Origin of the sequence: Photorhabdus noenieputensis, assembly GCF_018448935.1 — a bacterium.
In the GTDB taxonomy this organism is placed as follows: domain Bacteria; phylum Pseudomonadota; class Gammaproteobacteria; order Enterobacterales; family Enterobacteriaceae; genus Photorhabdus; species Photorhabdus noenieputensis.
On sequence record NZ_RCWC01000003.1, the window covers coordinates 174,825 to 193,464 of the forward strand.

An 18,640-nucleotide genomic window follows, 5' to 3' on the forward strand; every position below is an offset into this window, starting at 1 on the left:
ATATTCAATAGAATAGGAATATAAACATGGCTACTATAATTGCTTCTGACAATGCGATTATCGAGATTAATCAAGCATTAAATACTATTTTATCTCAATATTTAGACATTTCCGGTCAAAAAATTGATATTCGTTTTGATCTACCCGAAATTAACTCCATTCAATCGGAACCGACAGTCAGTGTATTTCTTTATGAGATACACGAAGATCTACAATTACGATCTGCCGAATCAAGACGTTATAACCCGGCAACTAACACATTATTACCGGGATGGATCAATATCAATTGTAACTATTTAATTACCTACTGGGATGCCAGTAAACCCTCTAGTGACAGCTCCAGCCCAGACAGCCAACCTAATAATCAAGCTGCACAGGTGATGACACGGATTTTAAATGCATTAATCAATAATCGCCAATTAACCGGTATTCCCGGTGCTTATACCCGAGTTATTCCTCAACAGGAAAATTTAAATAGCTTAGGTAATTTTTGGCAAGCCCTGGGTAATCGCCCTCGCCTCTCTTTACTCTATTCCATTACTGTACCAATGAAACTGCAAGATATTAAAGACAATATGACACCAATTAGTCAAATATCCACTTCGATGGTTCAAAAACCCAGTCTGGACAATTCACAAATAAACCAAGCTCTGGCAGATAAATTATGTGCCGATTTAGGTGGTACAGAAGATATTCGCCTTGCCCTGGCTAAAGTGAATCTGATAACCGAACCCACAACAGATAATAATTATAATCAGGAAAATGAACATGTTGTTCTTGAAGTCTCCGGCATGACCCTTTCAACCTATTTACCTAAAATAAAAGATATTCTTTCTATCTGGGTAAATAGCCAAAAAGCCGTGGTTAAAGTAAATGGGATAGGTATTATTATCTCCAAAGAAAATTCTGATGATTTAATTTCAATATAAAATCATTAATAAAGAGAAAATTATACAGATTAATAGATCAAACTAATAACCAAGGATTTATCAACATGCCAAGATATTCTAACTCTCAGAGAATACCCACACAGAATAGTAAGAATAGCCGTAGAACATCTCCATCATCAATCCCCTCAGATGGACATCTTTCACTTTCAAATAATCTGACTAACGACTCCTCAGTTCGCCAAGAAGTTAAGAGACAATTTATCTGGGAGGGCCATATGGAGGCAATTGAAAAAGCGTCCAGACTTGGTAATTTTGCTGTCAGTTTTCGGGCAGCAGGTGAACCAACACTCAGAGCTTTAGGTAAAGGTGCTGCGGCCAAGGGGCATGATATTCTGGAAAAAACCATTAAACCCGGTTCAATTAACAAAGCTTATCCCAAAAATGAAGCCTCGGATGTCATAAAGAAAGTACAAGATGCAGGTATTGAAGGCTATGTAGGCCACTGGAATAAAGAAACGGGGCGTCTCGAAGGTATTTATATGAGCAGCAGTCACGGTTTATCAGATGAACAGGTCAATGGGAAAATTTATCCCATAGATTTAAACAACCTCGAAGCAAGTCTGGCTCCTTTAAAAGAAAAAAAGAACTGGGCCGCACTGCCTTTCACCGGTGATTATGATATGCATGACATGATTAGTTTCACCACTCAACCGCATTCAATGCCATCTAATTCATCAGCAGAAAAGAAAATCATCGACCGCATTAACAAATATATCGCTAAATCTGATTCAAACCGACCATTTGAAGATACAGAACATAATGTTATTAGGCATGGTCCTCAGGTAAGCTACCCTGCTTTTGCGATGGATAAAGAAAAAGAAGAGATAAAGAAACGCGGGGGAATTGTCAAAGCAGTTGCTGAACCCGGCGAATTTCCGGTGGCTATTGTCAGCAAAGGGCAATGGACAATTGCCAATAATATCGATGAACTGAATCAGTTTTATAATAGTATTGGCGCAAAAATGAAAACAAGCTGGAAACCGGGCGCTGGAAATCCCGGATTCGTTTCCAATCCACAAAAACCGGGCATGGCCAGATTTAGCCGGAAATCTCACTAATAATACTGGCAAGAAAGAATGACTAATCTGTATTAGCTCAGACTTATTAACACCGCAAAATGGTGTTCTTTCTATATCTTTAAGAAGCTCGTTAAGTGAATTAACGAGCTTCTTATCATTTTGTTGACTGCACGCGCTCCCCCCAGTCACATAGTTATCTATTCTCCCGGGGATTCACTCCCTTGCCGCTCCGATGCATCTTGGAATCCATAGGGTATAACTACAATATTATATTACTGACTCACAACTTGATCTTTAGGGTTAAATGTAAATACAGCATCTGTTGCCTGTTTTACATTTGTACCTTTAGGTAATTCGATTTGAACAATAGGTAAAAATTTACCTGTTGCATCTTTATAATCACGTTGATCTTTTTGTGCATTAATTAAACCTGCACCGTTTGAATAAAAAAGGGCTTCAATAGGTAATGTTTGTGGCTTATTCTCATCCCAAGGTTGAACCACTATCTCATTATAATTTAAACCATTACCATGATAAGGCATTGCAAGTAATGTTTGATAAAAAGCATCTGCTGGATCTTTAGCCGTCGGTCTAACATCAAATGCACAGACTCCCCATGCAGATTTTCTTACAATAGCTTTATTTAATTGATGAGCGGTGAAAACACCAAAATCTTGGCATGATTTTCCATCTGAGGGTTTAGGCGGTGCGCCACAATAATTTCCCTGACGCCCCCAAGTATTCGCATCAATAACATAGGAGCATAATACAGGAACTTTAATCTTATCCTCAGGGGCCATCTGTTCAGGAAAAAGAATAAAACCATTTACGCTAGCAAATGTATTGCCAAATTTAGCATCTTTTCTTAAATATGAAAAAGAAACTCCATTATTTTTTATAGAAGATGGATTTAACTTCCAAAAATTAAATCCAGGCCGAGTCCCTCTCATCAAAACTCCAGAGCAAAGAAAAGCGGGTGATTGAGCATCACCACAATCTTTGACGGTATTATTATATTGTTGAGTTAATATATTAGCAATATCACTTTGTACATCGGTTTCATTTCCCGTTTGCGTGAAAGCAAAAGTATTTGCTGAAAAAAAGACAATACTAAGGAGCAAACCTATGGCAGGCTTTTTCATAAAATCCTCACTTAATTTAAAGTGCGTTAATTGAAATTAAATTATTCTTCATTCACTTCCTAATGAAGTTTTTCACTGTTTTGCTTATATCACAACTATCAACTTTGATAGCAAAACAAGGCTTCATAATTCTATTTGACCATTCTCAATGGCTTTTATTATGGCTGCACCTCTAGAGTTAACATTAAATTTTTCTCTAATTTTTTTAAAATGAAAATTAATATTTGCTTCTGAGCAATTAAGTATGCGTGATATCTCCCATGTTGTTTTTCCAATTAAATACCAAGAGCAAACTTCTTTTTCTCTTTTACTTAATTTAATGTTGTTTTTTTTGTTTTTTAAAATAATTAAATAGTGTAGTATTATGTCTCTTAATGCTATTAATTGATTGAAATTTTTATTTATTGTCCTTATATAATCATCTTCTTTGCAATAAAAAGATAAAGTTAAAATTCCAAACTCATGATTAATACCATGCATAGGAAAAGATATGCCATGATTTATTCCATAATCTTTAATTTCATGGGAAAAAAGTGATTTTTTTTCTAGTTTATTGCAATCCCATATGAAAGGGATAGTGTTTTTTATGCAATATTCAAAAATTGGATTGTTATTGATATATTTATCTTTTTGATAGTTTAAGGCTAATTGATCATTATTGGTGATGAAATTTGATTCTTTAATATTACTTTTAGTTGAAGAGTAAAAGAGAGAATACCATTCTATATTAGTAATAGATTGAATGGTTTTAATAACAAAATGGAGATCATTAAACTCCTCAACAACACAATCCGAATAAAATTCATATAAGTCAATCATAATTTAACCTGGGTATTGTTAAATATTTCAAAACGTTAATACTAAGATTAGTCCAATAATTGACTAGAACAACTATCAAATCTGATAGTTGTGATATAAGCAAAACAATGAAAAACTTCATTAGGAAGTGAATGAAGAACAATTTAATTTCAATTAACGCACTTTAAATTAAGTGAGGATTTTATGAAAAAGCCTGCCATAGGTTTGCTCCTTAGTATTGTTTTTTTTTCAGAAAATACTTTTGCTTTCACGCAAACGGAAAATGAAATCGATGTACAAAATGATATTGCCAATATATTAACCCAACAATATAATAATACCGTCAAAGATTGTGGTGATGCTCAATCACCTGCTTTTCTTTGCTCTGGAGTTATATTGCGTGGCACCATACATTCAAATGATCATAAGTTTTGGCAACCTAGCCCATCATCTATAAAAAGTGGTGGTGTTTCTTTTTCATATTTAAGGAAAGACGCCAAGTTTAAACGCTTAGCTTATGGATATAAAAATGGATTTATTGTTTTCCCTGAACATATCGCACCTAAAGATAGAGTCGATTTTTCTGTATTATGTGCATTTCCTATTGATGGCTATACAAATGAGAGAGCGAATCAAGGTTGTGGTGAAAATATTACTAAGGCGAAAGGTAAAGGTAAATCTTGCCAAGAACAAAATGTGATGAATTCCGATGATTGGATAAAAAATTATAGGAAAGTAAACTCTCAAGATCTTTTTCAATGTGGATTTAATGTTACTAAAGATGTAAATAATCCAGCTATAGCTTTCTATCAAATGTTAGAAAGTATCAAAAAACTTCCACGTACTCCTAATACTCCACCAAAACAGAATGAAATCAGAATTTCAACCTGGGAAGAAAATGATCCTAACAAATTACCTATTGAAGCCCTTTTTTATTCAGAGAATTCAGGTTTAGCTGATGCCCAAAAAGATCAGCGTGATTATAAAAACGCAACAGGTAAATTTTTGCCTATTGTTAAAATGCTACTACCAAGAACTTTAAATGAGGATGCATTATTCAAATTTAATATTAGAGATCAGGTTATTAAGCCATAAACGATTATTGGATTACTTTAAGCTCTATTTTTCATACTGAGCTTACTGTAATCCACCTTCACTCTTCGTGATGAAACAAAACTCCACTTTAATATCCTCCTCACCCTAAAGAGGGTGTCGCAAAAGGCCAGCAATAAAAATAACCTTATTCATTACCACCGACTTATCATACTTAAAATTGAACAACTAGAGAAAATAGACATCCATTAACAATCTCTGTTATTAATTAATGTTGTATATAAAAATCCCCCGCCCATAATTGTTTTGTTTCATTGGAAATTATTTAAATAACCATTGGTTAAATTTTTAAATATAAACAATAACATCTATAAATCATGTTATTGCGGTAGCTATATTTTTCAATAAAAACCAAGTGATAAACGCTTTTTATATTTTAAATGCAAATAGTAAAGTCACCGAGAAAATAGTGGAGGCAAATATTTCGCAAACTGTAAAAGTATATATTGACGATCTTCTGGTAGATACATTAACCGGTAAAGGGCAAAATAATTTAATGGCGACTAAAGCCTACACATCAGGTACAGGCAAAATCTGTATTGAGATTGAAGGGGATAGCAAACCATGTAAGCTACATTATTTCGATAATATATTTGATGGAAAACCGGGAACAGCTATTATCAGCACTGAAAATGGTACCAATAGTCATTACAATGATAGCGTAGTGTTTTTAAATTGGCCTCTGACATAAACTAAAAATACTTGGTTTCGAATAATTATTGCGCCCTCCGTGGCGCATTTTTTCCCACTCATATGACTACCGTAAAATAAATAGTAGTATTTGGAAGAAATACAGTAATTTTGTCGGACATTTATTCAAGCTCACTCTGGCTCAGACCGGTGATTTTCATCACAGTTTCACGGTCAATTCCACTGTTCAGCAATGCATGAGCAATTTTTAACGTTGCTTCTTGACGTCCTTCTTGACGCCCTTCCTGACGTGCTTTATGTTCCAATCTTTGTGCTATTGTCATCAGTACCTCCTCATACCTCGGGGACTGTTCTGCCAGTCTCCGTAAGATCCTCTTCTCACACGAATCGTTGAATGCTGATTGAGAACTCTCAAGACGAGTTAGTGGCGTATTTGCTCCAGTTCGTTCTGGCTCAGACCGGTGGTTTTCATCACTGTTTCACAATCGATTCCGCTGTTCAGCAATGCATGAGCAATTTTTAACGTTGCTTCTTGACGTCCTTCCTGACGTCCTTCCTGACGCCCTTCCTGACGCCCTTCCTGACGTGCTTTATGTTCCAATCTTTGTGCTATTGTCATCAGTACCTCCTCATACCTCGGGGACTGTTCTGCCAGTCGCCGAATAAAACCCTCTGGATCGGCGGTATCTCCCACCTGTAATAAGTAGTTTAGCACGCTTTTTAGCTGTTCATCCGTATAGTAATCATACGTCAGCAGTATAACCAACTCTTGCAGCAGCTCTGCCATATCTCGCTGCCGGATATGCTTTTGCACCATTTCCAGTAGCGCGACCCGTTTGTGCGTCAAAATTTCATCATCCGGAATTACCGTCACATCTACCAGCGGGAATTTATTGGAATAGATTTCCTCCGCCAGGGCCGGATCATCGAAACAGTCGAGCCAATTGGTGCTCCAAGGATACGGCTGTATTTTACCGTGATAGAACAACACCGGAATGACCAGCGGCAATTTTTCATGTCCCTGCTCCAGATGCCGTTGCATGGCTGAAATACCGTAGCGCATTAATCGAAATGCCATCATTTTGTCCGGAGAACTTTGGTGCTCGATCACACAATACACATAACCGTCACCCTGAGCCGTTTTCAATGAATACAAAATGTCGGAATAATGCGCCCGCAGATTGTCTTCAATAAACGACCCTGATTCCAACCGCAGTGTATCCAGATCACAAACTGCCCGTAATGTCGCAGGCAAATGTATCTCCAAAAAGTCTCTGGCAGTATCAATATGACTTAAAAACTGTTTAAAAACAGCGTCATGTGGCGTTGGGGTATTTTTTCTCTTCATCGGTGAATGGTAGCATACTTTCTTTTATATTGAAGGAATATTAAGCAAGAAACCAAGCGGACTGAGATGTCTTGAATTTTCTTTGACAAAAACTTTGATCGTATCTCAGATACTTTAATTTCCTTCTTAAGCGAAGTTCAGGTTAGTTACCTTTCCTGCAAATTTCCGCTATTTACCTGCTCCAATGATTTAAGTAAATGTTTTGCATTAGCGGATGAACGTAGTAAATAAGCAGTTTCTTCAAGGCTTGCATATTCTGCACTTGAAATAATAACGCAATCGCCACCGTTTTGTCTGGTGATCAATATTGGTGTACAATCCTGAACAACTTGATCCATTATCGAAGCAAGATTTTCCTTTGCAACGCTATACCCTATGGATTTCAAGATGCATCGCGACGGCAAAGGAACGAATCCCCGGGAGCATAGCAAACTATGTGGCCGGGGTGATCGAGTGCAGCCAACAAAGAAGCAACTTGAAAAATGACGGGTATATATGTTGTCTTCCGCATAATATGTCCTTTTCTCGTATCAATAATACCGAATCTTAATAAGCAAAAAATAATGGTACAAATCTTTCAAGCTAAATATCTATTGCGCCATCCATTTTCCTCATTAACCCAGTTTAATCCCCCACTAGGGCGTTATTATTGTGGCAATACAACGAGGCAACTAATTCGCGGATAAATAAATTCGAAATCAATGGTGGCATCGATTTGACGGACCAAATGATTTTTAGGAACCATAAAGGGTTATGAGAAGGGAACCACAGCGGGAATTGTTGCCCACCATGCTAACAGGCTAGACCTGCTGTTAAACGCATTAGATTTAGCAAGCTGCCTGAATGATTTGAGTTTACCGAGTTTTCAACTTCACCCACTTACAGGAGATCGAAAGGGCATTTGGGCGGTAAACGTATCGGATAACTGGAGGTTAACTTTCGAATTTAACGATGGTGATGTTTATACCCTATGGATTTCAAGGTGCATCGCGACGGCAAGGGAGCGAATCCCCGGGAGCATAGCAAACTATGTGACCGGGGTGAGTGAGTGCAGCCAACAAAGAGGCAACTTGAAAGATAACGGGTATATATACTGAACTACGAGGACTATCATTAATGACTAAACGTATGCCACCCCATCCGGGGCGCTACATCTCTGACGAGATGGAGCACTTAAATATTAGTCTTAGAGCGCTTGCACGTGCGCTGGATGTCTCACCGTCAACTATTGGGCGTGTTGTTGAAGGTAGCGCGGCAGTAACGCCAGGAATGGCGGTTCGTTTAGCCAACGTGATCGGCAGTACGCCGGAAATGTGGCTGAGACTCCAGGAAGCGTATAGCTTGGCACAAGTTAAACAGGAAATAGATTTAACTCGTCTAACTCCCCTGTTTACGCCAGCACCTTAAATAGCAGCAAGCTCCGTCTGGTGAACGGAGCTGAATTAAAACAGAGTGCTGGATGAAAAAACCAGCACTTTGTCAATAATCTGTTGCACCATCCGTGGCGCAATCAATATCTTTATTTTTATGACTATCGCAAGCCATCCATTTGATTAAGCAGTAGCATCTGAAATCAATTGGGTTGTCGGCACATCCTGACCAAATCCTCGCAGCCCTACCACATGCACATGTTCGTGGTTTTTAAATACTTTACGCACCAATTTATAAGTGGTCCCTTTTTCAGGACTGATATTTTCCGGGGCAGCGATAATTAACTGCATTTGCAGTCGTTCGCATAGTTCAAATAGAGTGGCAATGGATTTAGCATCCAGACGCGCCGCTTCATCAAGGAATAACAATCGACAAGGGGAAATATCTTTACCACGCAGGCGGCGGGATTCTTCTTCCCAACTCTGCACCACCATCACCAGAATGGACATGCCGGTACCGATCGCTTCACCAGTAGACAACGCACCACTCTCTGCTTTTAACCAACCATCCGATCCACGGTTAACTTCAACATCCAGTTCCAGATAGTTGCGATAATCCAACAACTCTTCACCGATGGTTTGCGGCAAGCGCTGTCCCATATCTACTTGTGGATTTAGGCGCTGATAAAGTTTTGCCATTGCTTCCGAGAAGGTTAATCGCTGGCTGTTAAATAGATCCTGATGCTGTTCTTGCTGTTCAGAAAGCACATCCAGCAATATCGCATGGCTTTCACGCACGTTTACATTCAACCGCACACCACGGACTTGTCCGAAGGAAACAGCTTGCAGCCCTTGGTTTAGCATGCGGATGCGGTTCTGCTCGCGCTGAATGGTTTTGCGGATAATATTCGCCACACTCTTCGAACTGATGGCGAGTTTTTGCTCGCGGGCAGTCAGCTCTTCCGTCAAACGGGCCAGTTCAATTTCCATCTGTTCAATGGCATCAACCGGATCGTCAGTGCGGATAATATCTTGACGAATGCGTTCACGCAGGTGCTGATAAACGGCAATGAAAAACTGAATTTTACGTTCAGGGCGTTTTGGATCTTCGGACAAACGCAGCGCATCGCGTAGATGTTCGTTATCAGCCACTGCTAAACGCAACGCACCCAACGCCTTATCCGACATGGAACGTAATGCGCCACCCTCCATATACGCCAGTTCACGGCGATGCAGACGACGCTCAACGCCATTATCTTTCACCATCCTCATCACTGCACACCAGCCCGCCTTGGCAGAAACCACCTGTTCACGGATTTGATAGTAATCACGTTCCAGCTTACGCAGTTTTTTCTGCAAGCTATCCATTTCCGCTTCGCAAAAAGCGATCTGCTTCTCAAGCTGGTTGACTCTGGAACGGTTAGTGCTGAGTGCTTCATGGAGTCGATCACGGCGCTCGCGGGCGCGCATTTCAGCATTCGCGTCCGCCTGAACACCAATCTCTTTCATCTCTTGGTGCAACTCTTTCAGCATATCCTGTTTGGTTTCGTAAGAGCTTTTTAGCGATGCCAACACTTGGTTAAATTGGGAATACTGCGCTTGCTGTTGACGCAATTGTTCGCGGGCGCGACTGCGGTCCGATTCTGCATGTTCCAGACGCTGACGCAGTTTGTCATTCAGATCCGCATTTTCGTTGAGCATACCGGCAGAATCGCTGTAGCTAAAATGCGCACGGCGCTGTACCACTTCCACCAGCGCAAAAGCCCGCTGTTTAGCCTGATGCTGGCTCTGTTTGGCCGTTTCATAGTCCTGTTGCAACTGTTCATGCTGCTGTGGATCACTTTGCAGAACCGCAACCATCGGCTCCAATTTCGCCAGTGCCGAGCCATGTTGTTGCAGGAAACGGGCTGCTTCTTGCGCTTCATCCAATTCTTCGCGTATCTCTTCTACGCGATCGATTAAGGTTTCATCCAGCAATAACGTGATTTGAGGAAGCAGGCGATTTAATGCCGTCAGGCTCTCTTTAGCCTGAGTATATTGCTGACGCTGCTGTTGAGTCTGTTCTTCAAACCGGGATAGTTCACGCTCCAGTTCCGTGTGACGCTGCCTCAGTTCGCGGATTTCCGCTTCCGGATCGGTATCAAATGCCACAGAGAGGTGTTTACCCACAAACTGGCTGAATGCCTGATGCGCACGCTGAATTTTCTGCACATCAAAAGAGAGCGTGGCATAACGCTCTGCCAAGGTATCGCGCTCCAGATTCAAAGCTTCCAGACGGTTTTCTCTGGCGGCACGACCAAACAACGGCAATTCAGGATAACGGGAATAACGCCATTGACGATCAGACGATTTGACCAGTACCGCATTTGCCTGCTCTTCGGCGTTAAATACGCTGTCATCAAAGGATTGCGGATCACCTTCAATTAAGTAGAGATCTTCCGGGCAATCTTCCAGCGTTTCAAGATGTGGACGCACCAAGGAGAGATCGGGCACCACAATGCCATGTCGCGCAGGCCCATACAAGGCAGAGAAGTACGGTGCATCATCAATGGTGATATCGTCATAAATTTCTGACAGCAAAACCCCACCGAAACGTTCCGCCAGCGCAATCATCCGGCTATCTTCCGCTCCGCTCGGTTGACTGAGGCGCTCGATCTGCTTTTCCAGTTCACGTTTTTGCGCCGCAACTTCATCACGCTCTACCGTGGCTTCACGCTCACGTTCAAGTAGTTGCTGCATATATTCAGTCACGTCATTACTGCTTGTCAGTGTTTCACCGCTCTGTTCGCATAGCTGATGCAGGGTATCCTGCGCAGCTAGCCAAACTGGGGCGCGGGCAGTCAGTGACTGAATTTTCTGTTTCAGTTGTTCAAGCGCCTGGCGCATCTCCATACGGCGTTCACCGCTTTCATTGACACTCAGACTTAACGCATCCTGCCGGGCTTCAAGTTCATTTTGTAATCCTTCCAGCTCTTCGGCCTGATACTGCCGTCCCTGACGTTTGCAAAATTCGCTTAATAAACGTTCCGCATTTTGTTGGTTGTTCAGGCGCTGCTCCAATTCAGCCAACTGCATGCGTAACGGCTGAACTCGATCCGCCAGATGTCGCTGTGACGACCAATCACGCAGCAATTCCCGGGCGCTCTGCCACGCTTCGCTACGGCTGATTTCACCAACCATACTTTTGACTAATTGATACGCTTGTTCGAACTGATTATGTGCCGCATCAGCAACACTTAATTTCTGTTCCAATGCCAACAAGGCTTCTGTCGCCTGCTGCTCTTTAGCCTGAAAAGTTTCCAACCATATTTCTGCATTATCAGCGGCAAGATCCGGTAACCGACAAAGCTCACGAGCACGTTCCAGCGCTTGTAGCGCCTGTTGATACTGAATAGCGCGGGTTTGCTGAACGTCCAGCGCCTGCTGGTAATCCGCCAACTGGCTTTTCAGCTCATCGACTTCCTGCTCTGCCGCTTCCGCTCTGGCTTCATATTCAGACTGAATTTCCGCTGCTTCTTCAACAACCTCAGTCTGCTCTTCCAAACGGTAAGAGAGTTCTTCCAGATCTCCCTGATAACGGTCAATTTTTTCCTGCTGGCGCATGGCGGTTTGCACCAGATTCAGGTGATCACTGGCCGCCTGATGATCAGCTTCTAAATCAACAGAAGCTCCACTCTGTTCCTCCAGTTCCCGCGCCATTTCGACATGGCGATACTGCTCGGTTGCCAGTTGCCTATGGCTGCTAAATAGCTCTCCACGCAATGCCAGTGCTTGATCCAGATGGGTACGCCGTTCATTAGCATGGCGCATATAATCAGCGGAAACGTAAGAAGTTGCTTCGGTGATCAAGTGCTTGAACAGATCGCGATCAGATTGGGTTACCCGGATAGCTTCCAGCGTTATACGGTTTTCACGCAGTGCTGCTTCCATATCCTGAAATGCCTTGCGAACACCACTGTTTTCCGGCAACAGATAATCACGCAGGGAACGGGTAATGGCGCTGGAAATACCGCCGTACAGGGAAGCTTCGATCAGACGATAAAATTTACTGCGATCACTGGCCGAACGCAGGCGTTTGGGTATCACTCCCAAATCAAACATCAGCGCATGATAATCGGTGATGGAGTTAAATTGTTTGAACTGCACGCCTTCCATCTCATCAAGACGATCTTTCAGTTCATTCAGTGGCAATACACGCGCCTGTCTTTCACCCACATTTTCAGTTAATAGCTGCGTAGGTTGAATAGCGGTTGGCAAGCCTTGGATCATAAAGGGTTTGATGTCAACCTTACGGTCACGCCCTGCAACCTGTTGCAGCCTCACCCCAACGATGACACGCTGATGCCGAGAGTTAATCACATCCAGCGTTGAGTAACAGACCCCCGCACGCAATTTACCGTGCAAACCTTTATCACGGGAACCGGAAGTGGCACCGGCTTCGGTGGTGTTACGGAAATGCAACAAGGTTAAATCAGGGATCAGCGCGGTGACAAAAGCCGCCATCGTGGTGGATTTACCCGCACCATTACCGCCTGATAAGGTTGTGACTAATTCATCAAGATCAAATGTTCTGGCAAAAAAGCCATTCCAGTTAACCAGCGTCAGTGAACGAAATTTACCGCGTTCAATCATGGTTGTTCATCTCCCGCATCTTCTGCTGAGTTATCCGGTGTTTCATCATTTTCACTATCATCAAGCGACAAGCCGCCTTCAATCGGCATTGCCTCACCATCACGGATCATCCTCAGTTGTACTTCACGAGGATCGTCGCCACTGCGCACATCCGCACCAAAACGGAATACCGCCTCAGTAATGGTAAATTTGTTGTTGTCATTCGGCAGGATATAGACCATACCCAGACGACGCAGACGGTTCAGTGTCGTGCGCACTTTTTCCTGCAATTTCTGTTTATCTAAATCGGAACCGGAGGAGCGCTGGTTGACAAATTTCATCAACTTGCCCTCATCGGCCAGCGAGATCAGCTCTTCGTACAGCTCTTGAGCAGTAAAAATCCCCTGATTAGCCAGGCGTTCCGGGCTGAGATAGAGATAACAGAGAATTTTTCCTACCATCATATCCAGCTCTGATAATACCGAGCGCGGGATCAAGGTCGTCGAACGGGGACGCAGATAGAAGAAACCTTCTGGCGCACGGATCAGTTCCACATTATAGCGGGCGTAAAATTCCTCCAGTTGCTCCTGAAAATCCATCAGATAAGCATGATTATCAAGATCATCTATCCCGATATGACGACCCGCACGAAGTTGGCTATCCAGTTCCGGGAAAAGTGAATTGGCTAACGCCTGTGCCAGTTTAACTGACATAAATTGTTCAATATGTGTCGATGACATGTGCCTGTACCTTGGCTCCGTAATCATTAATCGCTAACCATTCCGCTGGCAACCCAGAGAAATCCGCTTCTGCCACACCCAATCGTACAGCCTGATCCACCAAAATACGCGCCACATCAAAGTGACGAGAGAGCGGATGCTGAGCGAGGTAATCCCTTAACACTGCACCTAAATCCAGTGGGCGCTGTTCCTGCCGATATATCAACAGCGCTTTTTCAATCATTTCTGCCAGTTGTTCGTTTATTTCACTGAATTCTTCATATTCCAGCGCTAATGGCAGTTCACCGGTCACCTCTTCATTACGTAACGTCAATTCTTCGTCCCGCATATCGAGCAAACGTTCAGCGTTAGCAATGGTGAGAGTCCACGGGTTATCAAAATAGTGTTGAACTGATTGACGTAAACGCTGAGAGAAAATACGGTTTTTATCCATATCAATCGCCGTACGGATAAATTTGTGAACGTGACGATCATAGCCAATCCATAAATCAATCGCCTGCTGACCCCAACTGATAATACGGTCCAGTTTGCTTTGCAGATCAAATACCAGTTTATCAACCAGTTCTGAGCCGCCACTGTCCATGTTGGCTTCTTGAATACGCAGCAAATTAGCCTGTAGTTTATCTCCAGCCGCTTCTAGTGTGTCCTGGAGTTCCCGCAACGTGCCTGATGTTTCGGATAACAGTTGCTCACAGTTGGCAATCGCTGCTTGCCAATCTTGATTCAACAACGCCGCAATATCTTCTTTCACCGAGCTTTGCTGCTCGTCCATTACGCGCTGAGACATGTCGATGCTGTCGAAGATTTCTGCAACAGAATATTTCAGCGGCGCAAAAACATTACGGTGCCAGTGAAATTCATCTCCCCCTTCTTCTGCCGCTTCCGCTGCCCGATGCAACTCACTCGCCACTACCGAAAGTTGCATCGAAAGACGTAAGGTAGAAAATTCCCGCTGACGAATGTAGTAGTCACTGATACCCATCCCAAGCGGGGTTAAGCGATAAATTGCATTGCTCTCGGCCAATTCACTGGTAAAACGATTAAGAATTTTCTGACGCACCATATCATTGATGGCATTGTTGGCCCGCACAGCAACAGATTCTGTGGTCTGCTCAAATCCTTTGCAAACTTCACGAAAGGCATCAACCAGCTCCCCTTCACTCATCTCGCCATCCAGACGCTCGCTGTTCAACACCGCAATTGCCATCAGAAAAGCCAATCTTTCTGCGGGCAAGGAGATGGAAAAATCGTTTTTCCTGGCCCAAGACACCAGTTCCGGGACAGTCTGGGAATATTCACTCATAATTTGTCCTTTAAACTGTTAAAGCGGGTTTGCGTGCCATGACATGAATGTAGCGCCCCAGGCTGATATAAGGTTCCTGTCGGCAATAACGCTGTTCCAATTCCAGCAACGCCGGAAAGTTTTCGCTCTGTAATTGGCGATTTTGCAAATAATCGTGAAAAACACGCACGCCGGTTTTGCCGGTAATCGTCATATTTAATTCATCAAGCCATTGATATACCTGTTCAGGCACCAATGGATTCTGAGGCGATAGTGAACGTTTTCTGCGACGCTGTATATTGGGTGTCGCCAAATGAAAATTTCCTAAAATAGCATTACGCATTACCAAACCATTGGCATTGTAAAACATTAAAGATAGAGCGCCACCCGGATTAATGATATTCATTAGCACTTCTATTACATATTTCTGATCGGTAATCCATTCCAGTACTGCATGAAATAATACCAAATCTACCGGCTGCTCTATATATTGGCTAATTTCCTGTACCGGACTTTGTATAAATTGCATATTTTGGCTGACCCCTTTCTCTTCGGCGGCCAGCCTTGCCCGCTGGATCATCTCTTCTGATAAATCACACAATATCACTTGATGACCCAATTCAGCTAATTGGCATGCCATATTTCCCTCTCCGCCACCCGCATCTAAAATACGCAGTGGACGTTGAGGTAATTGAGCCAGTAATTCGCTGATATCCTGCCAGACAACGGCTTGCCTGATTTTACCTTTGGTTGTGCCGTAAATATTACGAGAGAATTTGTCTGCAATATCATCGAAATTGCGATCCCGCATGAAAAACTGCCTCACTAATGGAATAGATTTGATTTATCTGTTGAGATTTCATTACGCTGGCTGCTATTTTGGCACAGCATTCGTTGATATAACCACTTTTGACAACAAACTGTGAACCACATGGCTATAATTCAACCAAATTAAGGTAAATAAATGCAATTTTTATTTAAAAAGTACCTCGGTGCAATGGTGATGCCTCTGCCATTAATATTGCTAATTTCACTTGCTGCTTTATTACTATTGTGGTTTACCCGTTGGCAAAAAACAGGAAAAACAGTTCTCACATTCAGTTGGCTCACGCTACTTCTGCTAAGTTTACAACCTGTTGCCGATAAGCTGCTGTTACCGGTGGAATCGGTTTATGCTAACAGCGACCAATCTGATCCCAATCACATCAATCCACCGGTTGATTATATCGTCGTTCTTGGTGGTGGCTTCACTTATAACCCAAATTGGGCACCCAGTTCAAACTTACTTAACAACAGTTTGCCACGAGTGACAGAAGGTATTCGCTTATATCGCCTGAACCCCGGCTCTAAAATGGTCTTTACCGGTGGTAAAGGAGCAAATGTTAAAAGCAGCGCCGAAGTCGCCGCTATCGTAGCCCAATCGCTCGGCGTGCCCGCAGAAGATACGATCGCACTGACAAAGCCAATGGATACTGAGCAGGAAGCCAATGAGGTTGAGAAACTGATTGGTAAACAACCCTTTATTTTAGTGACTTCCGCCAATCATATGCAGCGAGCGATAACTTTCTTTCAACAGCATGGGTTGAACCCTATTCCCGGCCCGGCTAACCAATTAGCGATCACTTCACCATTACATCCTTGGGAAAAATATCTGCCCTCGGCTTACTTTCTGTCTCATTCAGAGCGGGTATGGTATGAAACTTTAGGTACCCTCTGGCAACGCATTAAATCATCGAAAGATCCAGAACACCCACAAAAATCAGAGCATCCTCAGCCGCTAAATAATCCTCAAGCGACTTCTTGAAGCAAGATAGATAGAGAAACGAAAGCGCAATAGAAATAAATAGCAATAAATGAAGCGCTTTCGTTAAACCCAAAATAAATTCAAGCTGCTAATCAGTCTCAGTAAACATTTTTCTGACTGCGACCAAATCTTCCGGGGTATCAACGCCTACTCCCGGCGCTTTTAGTGCAATCCCCACGTGAATTTTCTCGCCGTACCAAAGTACCCGTAGTTGTTCCAGCATTTCAATCTGTTCCAACGGACTCGGCTCCCATTGTACATAGCGACGAATAAAACCCGCTCGGTAGGCGTAAATACCAATATGACGCAGGAAATTATCCCCAATCATTTCCCGTGATTGAATAAAGCGGTCACGCTCCCAAGGAATAGTTGCCCTAGAGAAATAGAGCGCATAACCCTGTTTATCCATAACGACTTTCACAGCATTAGGGTTAAAAGCTTCCTCCGCATCATGAATCTGTACGGCCAACGTCGCCATTCCCGCTTTGCAGCCCGCCAAATTCTCTGCAACCTGTTTAATAATCTCTTCGGGAATCAGGGGTTCATCACCCTGAACATTAACGATAATTTCATCATCAGAAAATTGATATTTGTTGATAACCTCAGCTAACCGTTCAGTACCAGAATGGTGATTTTCGTTGGTCAAACAAGCCTCTCCACCGGCAGCCACAACTGCATCAACAACGTCGTGATGATCTGTTGCTACAATGACACGTGCAGCACCTGAACGCTTCGCCCGCTCCATAACACGAACAATCATTGGCTTGCCGTGAATATCAGCCAAAGGTTTACCGGGTAAACGGGTTGAAGCAAAGCGGGCTGGAATAATAACGGTGAACATGCCTTATTTTTCCTCATCCAGAGGTAACTCACGGGCTTCGTGATCTAACAGGACGGGAATACCATCACGCACAGGAAACGCAAGTCGATCCAACTTACAAATGAGTTCAAAATTCTCTTTATCGTAACTGAGTTTTCCGTTACATACAGGACAGGCAATAATTTCAAGTAAACGGTGATCCATACATCCTCCAATTATGGAGCTTTAATTTAGTGCAATTTAATGCGACCCAGAATAACATAAGCTTGGTATCATCGTTAACTCTTGTTATTTGATCTTTCGATCCCTTTCCCAACATCACCCACTGAAAAATCAGGTATCAGGTAAGTTGGTGAAAGTCCAAAACCATCTCGGTAGACGTAATTGGCACAATCCCTAATTGCCAATAAATCATCAATATAGACAATAAACAAAAACCGGAGAGTAAACGCCGTCGTCAAAAATGACTCACTTCGCTACCCTCCGGGTTTTACCAAAGGTACGTTTAAATAAACGATTACCTTTGTTTGCATATGGTTCAATGCTTCCTCTTTACCATTTAAAGAATGGCAATAAAATAGCTTGATTTTGATAGGGTTTTAAAATGCTATCACATCTGCTGCGGTTAAATCATAACCTTTGCGAATAATTGAAAATTCCACATCCTGCCCTTCTGTAAGTGACTTGTTTCTTGTATTCGCAATCGCTTTTCTACTGACGAATATGTCTTGTCCCCCATCCTGTGGAGAAATAAAACCATATCCTTTATGCTCATCAAACCATTTCACTCTACCCATCTTTAATTGTAATGTCATAATAACTCCCCCGTTTGCCCATCTCACAATAATTTAATTTATTGTTTTTGATGTCTTTTTACCCTTTATTCAATTTTCGAATAGAACCTCATCTCAGTTTCAATGCCTTGATCTTGAAATACATTTCATTCGACTAGTGTATTGTTTAAGTAACAGATACGAGCGGATATCCTACCA

General features: G+C 42.4%; 18 protein-coding genes and 1 pseudogene. 7 read left to right on the top strand and 12 right to left on the bottom strand.

Translation table 11 applies throughout. From position 1 onward, the window contains the following. The first annotated feature begins 26 nt into the window (after nucleotides 1-26). Nucleotides 27-929, top strand: coding sequence for a Pvc16 family protein (locus EAE91_RS04205; RefSeq protein WP_214087387.1), 903 nt, complete (start codon nucleotides 27-29; stop codon nucleotides 927-929). A gap of 236 nt (nucleotides 930-1,165) precedes the next feature. Further along, entirely contained in the window at nucleotides 1,166-2,008 is an 843-nt protein-coding gene (locus EAE91_RS04210; RefSeq protein ID WP_244868656.1) for an Insecticial toxin, read from the top strand. A gap of 233 nt (nucleotides 2,009-2,241) precedes the next feature. Here EAE91_RS04210 and EAE91_RS04220 read toward each other — a convergent pair whose 3' ends face one another. Then, nucleotides 2,242-3,111: a hypothetical protein gene (locus EAE91_RS04220; protein WP_214087389.1), complete on the bottom strand. Its 870-nt coding sequence runs from the start codon at nucleotides 3,109-3,111 to the stop codon at nucleotides 2,242-2,244. Nucleotides 3,112-3,234: 123 nt separating this feature from the next. Continuing rightward, nucleotides 3,235-3,930 (bottom strand): helix-turn-helix transcriptional regulator, encoded by a 696-nt coding sequence (locus EAE91_RS04225; protein ID WP_214087390.1) that lies wholly within the window; start codon nucleotides 3,928-3,930, stop codon nucleotides 3,235-3,237. A 183-nt stretch (nucleotides 3,931-4,113) separates the two neighbouring features. On the opposite strand from EAE91_RS04225, the gene EAE91_RS04230 reads away from it, so the two are divergent. Continuing rightward, nucleotides 4,114-5,004 (top strand): N-acyl homoserine lactonase, encoded by an 891-nt coding sequence (locus tag EAE91_RS04230; RefSeq protein WP_244868657.1) that lies wholly within the window; start codon nucleotides 4,114-4,116, stop codon nucleotides 5,002-5,004. 436 nt (nucleotides 5,005-5,440) lie between these two features. Beyond that, nucleotides 5,441-5,713, top strand: a pseudogene (locus EAE91_RS04235) (fucose-binding lectin II); the annotation flags it as partial. Nucleotides 5,714-5,834: 121 nt separating this feature from the next. Here EAE91_RS04235 and EAE91_RS04240 read toward each other — a convergent pair. From EAE91_RS04240 to EAE91_RS04250, 3 genes are all read right to left on the bottom strand, one after another. Beyond that, a complete protein-coding gene (locus tag EAE91_RS04240) occupies nucleotides 5,835-6,044 on the bottom strand; it encodes an Rpn family recombination-promoting nuclease/putative transposase (protein ID WP_376744763.1) in 210 nt (69 codons plus the stop codon). Nucleotides 6,045-6,094: 50 nt separating this feature from the next. After that, entirely contained in the window at nucleotides 6,095-7,021 is a 927-nt protein-coding gene (locus EAE91_RS04245) for an Rpn family recombination-promoting nuclease/putative transposase (protein ID WP_214087391.1), read from the bottom strand. Between the two features lie 146 nt (nucleotides 7,022-7,167). Beyond that, nucleotides 7,168-7,407, bottom strand: a complete 240-nt coding sequence (locus tag EAE91_RS04250) for a type II toxin-antitoxin system prevent-host-death family antitoxin (RefSeq protein ID WP_214087392.1) — start codon at nucleotides 7,405-7,407, stop codon at nucleotides 7,168-7,170. Between the two features lie 357 nt (nucleotides 7,408-7,764). Between EAE91_RS04250 and EAE91_RS24905 the strand changes: the two genes are divergently transcribed. Then, on the top strand, nucleotides 7,765-8,118 hold the full coding sequence (locus EAE91_RS24905; RefSeq protein ID WP_376744764.1) for a type II toxin-antitoxin system RelE/ParE family toxin: 354 nt from the start codon (nucleotides 7,765-7,767) through the stop codon (nucleotides 8,116-8,118). Nucleotides 8,119-8,137: 19 nt separating this feature from the next. Continuing rightward, nucleotides 8,138-8,428, top strand: coding sequence for a HigA family addiction module antitoxin (locus tag EAE91_RS04260; RefSeq protein WP_214087393.1), 291 nt, complete (start codon nucleotides 8,138-8,140; stop codon nucleotides 8,426-8,428). Nucleotides 8,429-8,574: 146 nt separating this feature from the next. On the opposite strand, the gene mukB is transcribed toward EAE91_RS04260, so the two are convergent. From mukB to cmoM, 4 genes are read right to left on the bottom strand one after another with little or no spacing between them, the layout of a single operon-like run. Continuing rightward, a complete protein-coding gene (gene mukB / locus EAE91_RS04265) occupies nucleotides 8,575-13,023 on the bottom strand; it encodes a chromosome partition protein MukB (RefSeq protein WP_214087394.1) in 4,449 nt (1,482 codons plus the stop codon). Then, nucleotides 13,020-13,742 (bottom strand): chromosome partition protein MukE, encoded by a 723-nt coding sequence (gene mukE, locus EAE91_RS04270; RefSeq protein ID WP_214087395.1) that lies wholly within the window; start codon nucleotides 13,740-13,742, stop codon nucleotides 13,020-13,022. Before mukE ends, mukB begins: the two co-directional genes overlap by 4 nt. Continuing rightward, nucleotides 13,723-15,045, bottom strand: coding sequence for a chromosome partition protein MukF (mukF, locus tag EAE91_RS04275; RefSeq protein ID WP_036806809.1), 1,323 nt, complete (start codon nucleotides 15,043-15,045; stop codon nucleotides 13,723-13,725). Before mukF ends, mukE begins: the two co-directional genes overlap by 20 nt. Nucleotides 15,046-15,055: 10 nt before the next feature. After that, complete coding sequence (gene cmoM / locus EAE91_RS04280; RefSeq protein ID WP_214087396.1) at nucleotides 15,056-15,835, bottom strand: tRNA uridine 5-oxyacetic acid(34) methyltransferase CmoM; 780 nt, start codon at nucleotides 15,833-15,835, stop codon at nucleotides 15,056-15,058. A gap of 153 nt (nucleotides 15,836-15,988) precedes the next feature. Here cmoM and elyC point away from each other — a divergent pair, with 153 nt between their 5' ends. Further along, a complete protein-coding gene (elyC, locus tag EAE91_RS04285) occupies nucleotides 15,989-16,828 on the top strand; it encodes an envelope biogenesis factor ElyC (RefSeq protein ID WP_214087397.1) in 840 nt (279 codons plus the stop codon). A gap of 88 nt (nucleotides 16,829-16,916) precedes the next feature. On the opposite strand, the gene kdsB is transcribed toward elyC, so the two are convergent. The 3 genes from kdsB to EAE91_RS04300 form a co-directional block, all read right to left on the bottom strand. Further along, a complete protein-coding gene (gene kdsB / locus EAE91_RS04290) occupies nucleotides 16,917-17,669 on the bottom strand; it encodes a 3-deoxy-manno-octulosonate cytidylyltransferase (protein WP_214087398.1) in 753 nt (250 codons plus the stop codon). A gap of 3 nt (nucleotides 17,670-17,672) precedes the next feature. Continuing rightward, nucleotides 17,673-17,852 carry a Trm112 family protein gene (locus EAE91_RS04295; protein ID WP_049585246.1) on the bottom strand — a complete coding sequence of 60 codons (180 nt, stop codon included), beginning with the start codon at nucleotides 17,850-17,852 and terminating at the stop codon, nucleotides 17,673-17,675. A gap of 395 nt (nucleotides 17,853-18,247) precedes the next feature. After that, nucleotides 18,248-18,463 (bottom strand): cold-shock protein, encoded by a 216-nt coding sequence (locus EAE91_RS04300; RefSeq protein WP_214087399.1) that lies wholly within the window; start codon nucleotides 18,461-18,463, stop codon nucleotides 18,248-18,250. Between the last annotated feature and the right edge of the window lie 177 nt (nucleotides 18,464-18,640).